Genomic DNA, 6645 nt, shown 5'->3' on the forward strand with positions numbered 1-6645 from the left:
TCTGCAGCGGTGATGTCCCTCGGCACGCCAACCGGGTTGTTTATCAAACGGGTCGACCCGTATAGTAAATCGGTATGAGCTCCTTTCCCTCCCCCAGGGGACGTCCCAGGGATCCCCGCTCGCACGAGGCGATCGTCAGCGCGGTCACAGAGCTGGTGATCGAGGTCGGCTACGCCGCGACATCGATCGGGGCGGTGGCCGCCCGTGCCGGTGTCGGCAAGGACACGGTCTACCGGCGGTGGCGGGGCAAGCCGGAGTTGGTCTTCGAGGCCGTGTTCACGACCACCGACCATGCTCCGGTCCCAGACACCGGAACGCTGGCCGGGGACCTGACCGCACTGCTACGGGGCCTGGTCGAGGAGTTCCACGCACCTGCCGCCGCAGCGGCGCTCCCGGGGCTGCTCGCCGACTTCGCCGCCGATCCGGTGCTGAAGGCGCGCATCCGCAGCGACTTCCTGGCCCCGTCGAAGGAGCGGCTGCTGATCGTCTTCGAGCGTGCCGTGACGCGCGGAGAGCTCGCGCCCGCCACGCCCGTGGATCTGGTCCTGGACACGCTGGCCGGAGCCGTGTTCTTCCACGTCGGTCTTGTCGGGGAACATCCCGACCGTCAGCTGGCCGACCGGCTGGCTGCTGTCATAGCCAAAGGAATCGAGATCCGATGAATGGCTGGCTTCTCGCAGCGGGCATCACCGCGTTCGGTGTGGCCGCAGCGCACATCGTCGGCGGGCACCGGGATGTGGTCCGCCCGCTGCTGTCCTGCGGACTCGCTGACGAACCCAAGCGCGTCCTTCATGCCGTGTGGCACATGGTGAGCGTTGACCTGGTGCTCTCCGCAGCCGCCTTGGTCTACCTCGCGCTGGCGGACGATACGTCAGCGACCGGCCTGATGGCGTGGTTCGTGGCTGCGCACTTCGTCGCGTACACAGTCGCCTTCCTGGTCGTCACACTGTCGGTCGTCTGGCCGAATCCACTGCTCCGGCTGCCGCAGTGGATTCTGCTCCTGCCGGTCGCGGTCCTGACAGTGGCGGGCGCCGCGTAGCGACAGCCCCGGAGCGATACAGCAGAGGTGCCCTGTGGTCTGCGCACAGGCCTGCGGCCCGCTCAGCTTCCGCGAGGTCGAGGAGCTGATGATGGAGCGCGGTGTCGTCGTCTCCTACGAAACGGTCTGGCGGTGGTGTGCGAAGTTCGGCCAGGCCTACGCCCGCGAGTTGCGGCGCCGCCAGCCCGAGCAGGCGATAAGTGGCACCTGGACGAGGTCTTCATCAAGATCAACAGTGAGCAGAAGTACCTGTGGCGGGCCGTCGACCAGGACGGCACGGTGCTCGACATCCTCGTACAGAACCGGCGGGACACCGCCGCGGCCAAACGCTTCTTCCGCCGCCTGCTGAAGAACATGGGTGCTGTGCCGCGGGTGATCGTCACCGACAGGCTCCGCTCCTACGGTGCGGCCCACCGCGAGATCCTGTTCACGGCGGAGCACCGGCAGTCGAAGTATCTGAACAACCGGGTCGAGAACAGCCACCAGCCGACCAGGCAGCGTGAACGCGCGATGAAAGGCTTCCGCAGTGTCGGGGCAGCCCAGCGGTTCCTGCCCGCGTTCAGCGGCATCTCACCCCACTTCCGCCCCCGCCGCCATCTGATGACCGCTCCCGGCTATCGAGCCGAGATGGCCATCCGCTTCGCGATCTGGGACCAGGCAACCGGCCGACCCGCATCGGCCTGAGCAACAGGCCCGCAGCCCGGCTGGACCATGCGTCGACACACCCTCAGACCCTACGCACCCAACAACGTGACAACACCCGGTGTCAGGACCGGAGCGTTCGTCGAGCTCGGATCAGCCTGCGGGGCGGCGCTCACCGTGGATGGAGTCGAACACCCACGAGTGTGCTTCGGGCGGTTCGTCGCAGACGGTGCAGACGCCGGGGCGTAGGCCTCGAAGCAGTTGTGAGCGAAGCCGCCGTGGCCGTCATAGTCGCGTTACGCGTCTCTCATGTATGGAGGACGACGAGATCGCCGAACTGCGGCTCGCCCTGGACCTGGTCGTGTGCGCGACCGGCGACCAGCCCCAGACCCTGGGCACCCGGTCGCAGGACGACACGGTGACCAGTCCGCCCAGCAGCCGCTTCACCGCATAAGGCGCCGTGTTGCGCTGAGTGTTGCGGTAGGTGTGCGCCGGCCCCCGCAGCGCCCTGGAGTCCGCCCTGGTCACCATGGGCGTACGGCGTGGTAGGGCCGCTGACATCCCCGTTGCGACCCCCTTCGTCCATGCCCTGGCTGGAGTTGAGGATGAGGGAGGGCGGGATGGGCGGCGCGGACGCAGCCGGGGATCGGGGTGCGCTCAGCCGGTTGCGCGTCGGCGGGGCCGCCGCGCCCAGCCGCCGTCAGTGCGGCGGTGACGTCAGGCGGGGGACGTCGGCGGGGGAGAGGCCGGGGCGGGCACGGTGCCAGCGTGCGGGGTGCTGCCACCGGCCGGAGGCGTCGCGGGCGACGTCGACGCCGACTTCCACCACCAGCTCGGGTTCCACCAGCGTGACGTTCAGCTTCTCCCGGCTGCCCCACTCGGCAGAGAACGACCAGCCTGTCCATGGATGACCGCGCCGCCCCCGCAGCGAGCAGAGCGGCGACCGCCGTACCTGCCGCCTGGGCGAGGGAGGTGGTGCGGCCGACGTACAGAAAGCGCCCTTCGGTGTCGTACCTGCCGAGCAGCAGCGTGCGGGGAATGGCCAAAGAGTCGGTGATCGCGCCGACGATCGCCTCGCTCGTCTCGCGGACCTTGTATTTCTGCCAGCCCCTGACCGAGGCGGTAGGCCTCGTCCAGCCTTTTGAAGACCGACCCCTCCATCACCATGGCGACGTCGTGCGGAAGACGCGCGGACGCGCGGGGCCAGGACAGGCAGCCGACGGCACTCCTTGCGCAGGAGACCCGGGGCACCTTCCGTGCGCGGCAGGCGTACGGCCCACTCATCCCCAGGGCGCCACGCGAAGTCGTGCAACTTTCGCCTCACTTCCTGCTTTTCTGTTCACCATGCAGAAGAACTCGGAGAGCCTCGGCGAACTGCTGCGGTTGATAAGGCGACCGTCGCCCCCGCGCGAGGTATTGGCCTGGCTCGAGCACCGGATCGACGTGGATGCCGCGTGGGTGGGGCGCGGGTTGGCGGTGCAGGCCGCAACGGCCCGGTTCCCTGCGGAGATCCTGGGCGCACTGAGAGAGCAACTGGAGCGTCTGGCGGACGGGCGGTTGGCCGCGGCCACGCTCCGCGTGGGTACGCGCGCAGTGCACATCGAGGCGTTCGGCCTACGCGCACAACGCCCGGTGCTGGTCACGGTCGGCGCCTCGGCGCTGTCGCGGGAATCAGCGGCGCTGGCGTCCTACGTCGGCACTCTCCTCGAGCTGCAAGGGCGGGCGTCGGCGGCCGACAGCAGCCTGCGCGATTACGAGGACAAGGCCCGGCAGTTGCGCTTCGCCGTGCTGACCGCGCTGATGACCGGGGATATCACCCTGGCCAGACGGATGACCACCGGCGACGTGCCGCCGCTGCTGGATGCGGAGCGGGTGCGGGTGTACCTGCTGAGCTGCCCGGACGCTGACCGGGACCGGCTGGTCAGAGCTCATCTGGACTCTTCGGGCTACCACGGGTCGGGCCTGATGGTGCACTGCCCGGCCTTCAAGGACCACCTGATCTGCCCGATCGCCGAGGATGCGGAGCCCGATGGCCGCCCGGAGCAGGCCGAGGTGCTGCGCCGGCTCATAGGGGACAACTCCGGGTATGCACTGGGCATCAGCAGAGCCCACCCGCTCACCTTGACAGCCACGGCATACGGTGAGGCTCTGCACGCCCTGGCCGTCGCCCGCAACTCCCCCCGGCGGATGGCCGCCTACCGCGGCCGGCCTTCGCTGGCACACCTCCTGCCCCGCCAGGAGGCCCTGGCCTGGGCGACCGCCTTCCTGGCTCCGCTGCACGACCTGCCGAAGACCACCGTGGACGTCACGCGCCTCGCCGTCACATTCCCGCGATCCGCCGTGGCCCGACTGCTGCACATCAGCCGCACCACGGTCGCGGCCCACTGCCGCAGGGCGGAGGACGCCCTGGGAGTGGACCTCAGTGATGTCCGCGCCCGCGCCACCGTCGACTTGGCCCTGTCCCTCACAGGACCCCAGTCCGTTGCCACGGGCTTGCCGCACCTCGTGCCGCCGCACCTGGAAGACTTGCTGCGCACGGGACCCGCCGTCGACTGGGCGGAGTCCTTTCTGCGCCCCCTTCACGCTGCCCGGCCCTCCACCCTCCACATCACCGTGAGCGCATGGATTGACGCCGACACCGACGCCCGGCGGACGGCGGCACGCGTGGGATTGAGCCGGAATACCGTCCGGGCTCATCTGCGTGCCGCCGAAAGCCTGCTCAACCGCGATCTGCTGACCACCGGATCGGGCATCCACGACCTGGTTCACGCCCTGAGCGTGACCGGCGGCCGCCCGCACACCGCCCTCCGGGCAGACGCGTTCTGGCGGAGCCCGTGACCGCTCCGTGGCCGCCCGGGGAGGCTCACGTGTGGGCGTTCACCCAGGAGCCGCAATTCCAAGGGGTGCCGCCGGAGCCGTCCTGGAGACAGCCCCGGATCTGGATCGACAGGTTCTCTCCCAGGTCCAGGTCATTGTCGTCCTGGTAGCTGTAGCCACGGCCGTTGTAGTACGAGTGGATCGTGGCGCCGCTGACGGTGTAACGCCACTGCCCGACCGCACCGTGGTCGTCCCGGGACCCGTCCATGACGTAGAGGTGCTCGCCGTACGCCGTGAACGTGACGAGCGATCCGTTGCTACAACACGACTTTGCGTCAAAGACGTCATAGTCGCCTGCACTGGCGGGAGATGCCACCAGTACGGAGGTGGCGGCGAGCGCGAGGAACGAGCCCGCCAGGGTGGCGGCCCGTCTGTGACCGATGGACGCGAACATGAGTGAACGGCCTCTCTGGCAGAACCTTCCGGCCGGCGGCCGGACCATCAGGTAGGACGTTAGAAGCAGCCGCACTCGCGGTACCACAGTGCACGCTGACCACATTCGTCCGTCAGCTGTGCACGGTGCCCAAGTGCCGGGGACTGCCGGTGGGACGTCGCGGTCCGACGGTCCATAACCGTCGGTCCCCCGCCCCCTCGGTGCCAGCGGCGCGTTCGGAGTTGCGGCAGCTGGCCCGCGCCCGGGGAGCCGTCCAGGCCGCGTGACCGGGCGCCTCGGTCGACCTTGAGCACGAGGTTGCGCCCATCGGTGCGCTGGATGTTGCGCCAGGGGTTGCGCCTACTGTTGCGCGCCCCGCAGGAGCGTCCCCGTGTCCGTGCACGTCACCACGCCGGTTAGGCCGTGGTCGGAGGCCCGACATCCCCTCTATGCCCCCAGACCAGCCCCACAGCAGGAAGAACACGGAAAGTGGGTGGGTGGGGCAGGCTGGGCGGCCGGCGAGGGGATCCATTCCGGCCTGGCGGGCCGGACACGCCGGCCGTGTTCCCGTCCGGCTTCACGCCGCTGGAGCTCGGCGATTTTGTTGTCGATGCGTGCCAGCCACATGGCGTGCCACACCTGTCAGTCTCCGAAGCCGGCTGCGCAGATGACTGGAGTCCGGTGCACTGAGGGCGGCCTCCGCTCGCGGGCCGCCGGCCTCCCCTGGCGGCTGCTCAGTCGGGTGGGACGGCTGGGTCGATGATCCGATACCCCACGCCGGGTGTGGTGGCGATGACCGGAGGGTCGCCGAGTTTGCGGCGCAGGCGGCTGATGGTCACCGTGACGGTGTTGGTGAACGGGTCGGCGTGTTCGTCCCAGACCTGTTCGAGGAGGTTCTCCGTGCTGAGGAAGGCGGGGCTCGCGTTCAGGAGGGCTTCGAGTACCGCGAATTCCTTGACGGAGAGGTCGAGTTGGTGGCCGTCGCGGCTGGCGGTGCGGCGCATCGGGTCGAGTTCGATGCCCGCCGTGCTCAGGGTGCGGGACCGGGCGGCGGGGCGGCGGCGGGCCAGTGCGCGGATACGCAGGACGAGTTCGGGAAAGTGGAAGGGCTTGGCGAGGTAGTCGTCGGCGCCCAGGGTGAGGCCGCTGACGCGGTCGCCGGGTGAGTCGGCGGCGGTCAGCATCAGGACCATCACGCGGTCGTCCCGCTCGATGATCATCTGGCAGAGGGTGTCGCCGTGGATGCCTGGCAGGTCGCGGTCGAGCACGACGACGTCGTACGCGTTGACGTCCAGCTTGGCCGCGGCGTCGAGCCCGTCGTGGGCCATGTCTACGGCCATGCCCTGGTCGCGCAGTCCCTCGGCGATGACTTCGGCGAGGGGGCGGGCGTCCTCGACCACCAGGACTCTCAACGCGCCACGCCCGTCTCTGTGTCGGGGGCTTCCGCCGTCGCCCTGCCGTCCGTACGGGGGAGGGTGATGGTGACGCGCAGGCCGCCGTCGGGGCGGGCGCGCAGGTCCAGGGTGCCGTGGTGGGCCTGGGTGATGGCCGCGACGATGGAGAGGCCTAGGTTCTGTCGTCAAATGTCACGCCCACAGCAGGAGTGACGCGAGGGTGACGGCTGCTTCGTAGGACTGGGCGGTCTTGTCGTACCGGGTGGCGATGCCACGCCACTGCTTCAGGCGGTTGAAGCACCGTTCTACGACGTTTCGGT

The 6645-nt window shown here is 69.3% G+C and carries 8 protein-coding genes and 2 pseudogenes; 5 read left to right on the top strand and 5 right to left on the bottom strand.

Annotated features, from left to right (window positions below; translation table 11 throughout):
* The first annotated feature begins 74 nt into the window (after positions 1-74).
* From HNR57_RS26895 to HNR57_RS26910, 4 genes and pseudogenes are all read left to right on the top strand, one after another.
* The gene (locus HNR57_RS26895; protein ID WP_184563683.1) at positions 75-662 is read left to right on the top strand and encodes a TetR/AcrR family transcriptional regulator; all 588 of its coding nucleotides are present in this window, start codon (positions 75-77) and stop codon (positions 660-662) included.
* Positions 659-1039, top strand: coding sequence for a hypothetical protein (locus HNR57_RS26900; protein WP_184563685.1), 381 nt, complete (start codon positions 659-661; stop codon positions 1037-1039). The genes HNR57_RS26895 and HNR57_RS26900 overlap by 4 nt, the downstream gene beginning before the upstream one ends.
* Positions 1040-1055: 16 nt before the next feature.
* Positions 1056-1723 (top strand): annotated as a pseudogene (locus HNR57_RS26905) (IS6 family transposase).
* 271 nt (positions 1724-1994) lie between these two features.
* On the top strand, positions 1995-2135 hold the full coding sequence (locus HNR57_RS26910) for a hypothetical protein (RefSeq protein WP_184563687.1): 141 nt from the start codon (positions 1995-1997) through the stop codon (positions 2133-2135).
* A gap of 246 nt (positions 2136-2381) precedes the next feature.
* Here HNR57_RS26910 and HNR57_RS26915 read toward each other — a convergent pair whose 3' ends face one another.
* Positions 2382-2525: an ATP-dependent DNA ligase gene (locus HNR57_RS26915; RefSeq protein WP_313674863.1), complete on the bottom strand. Its 144-nt coding sequence runs from the start codon at positions 2523-2525 to the stop codon at positions 2382-2384.
* Between the two features lie 194 nt (positions 2526-2719).
* On the opposite strand from HNR57_RS26915, the gene HNR57_RS26920 reads away from it, so the two are divergent.
* Positions 2720-4519: a helix-turn-helix domain-containing protein gene (locus HNR57_RS26920; RefSeq protein ID WP_376772292.1), complete on the top strand. Its 1800-nt coding sequence runs from the start codon at positions 2720-2722 to the stop codon at positions 4517-4519.
* A 25-nt stretch (positions 4520-4544) separates the two neighbouring features.
* Here HNR57_RS26920 and HNR57_RS26925 read toward each other — a convergent pair whose 3' ends face one another.
* The 4 genes and pseudogenes from HNR57_RS26925 to HNR57_RS26935 all read right to left on the bottom strand — a co-directional run.
* Entirely contained in the window at positions 4545-4952 is a 408-nt protein-coding gene (locus tag HNR57_RS26925) for a hypothetical protein (protein ID WP_184563689.1), read from the bottom strand.
* Positions 4953-5665: 713 nt separating this feature from the next.
* Positions 5666-6343 carry a response regulator transcription factor gene (locus tag HNR57_RS26930; protein ID WP_221343020.1) on the bottom strand — a complete coding sequence of 226 codons (678 nt, stop codon included), beginning with the start codon at positions 6341-6343 and terminating at the stop codon, positions 5666-5668.
* A pseudogene (locus HNR57_RS39800) lies at positions 6340-6492 on the bottom strand (two-component sensor histidine kinase); the annotation flags it as partial. The pseudogene HNR57_RS39800 and the gene HNR57_RS26930, both read right to left, overlap by 4 nt.
* Positions 6493-6517: 25 nt before the next feature.
* The coding region (locus tag HNR57_RS26935) for a transposase (RefSeq protein ID WP_184563691.1) at positions 6518-6645 on the bottom strand (128 nt) is incomplete at its 5' end.

The sequence above is a fragment of the Streptomyces paradoxus genome, from assembly GCF_014202475.1.
GTDB lineage: Bacteria > Actinomycetota > Actinomycetes > Streptomycetales > Streptomycetaceae > Streptomyces > Streptomyces paradoxus.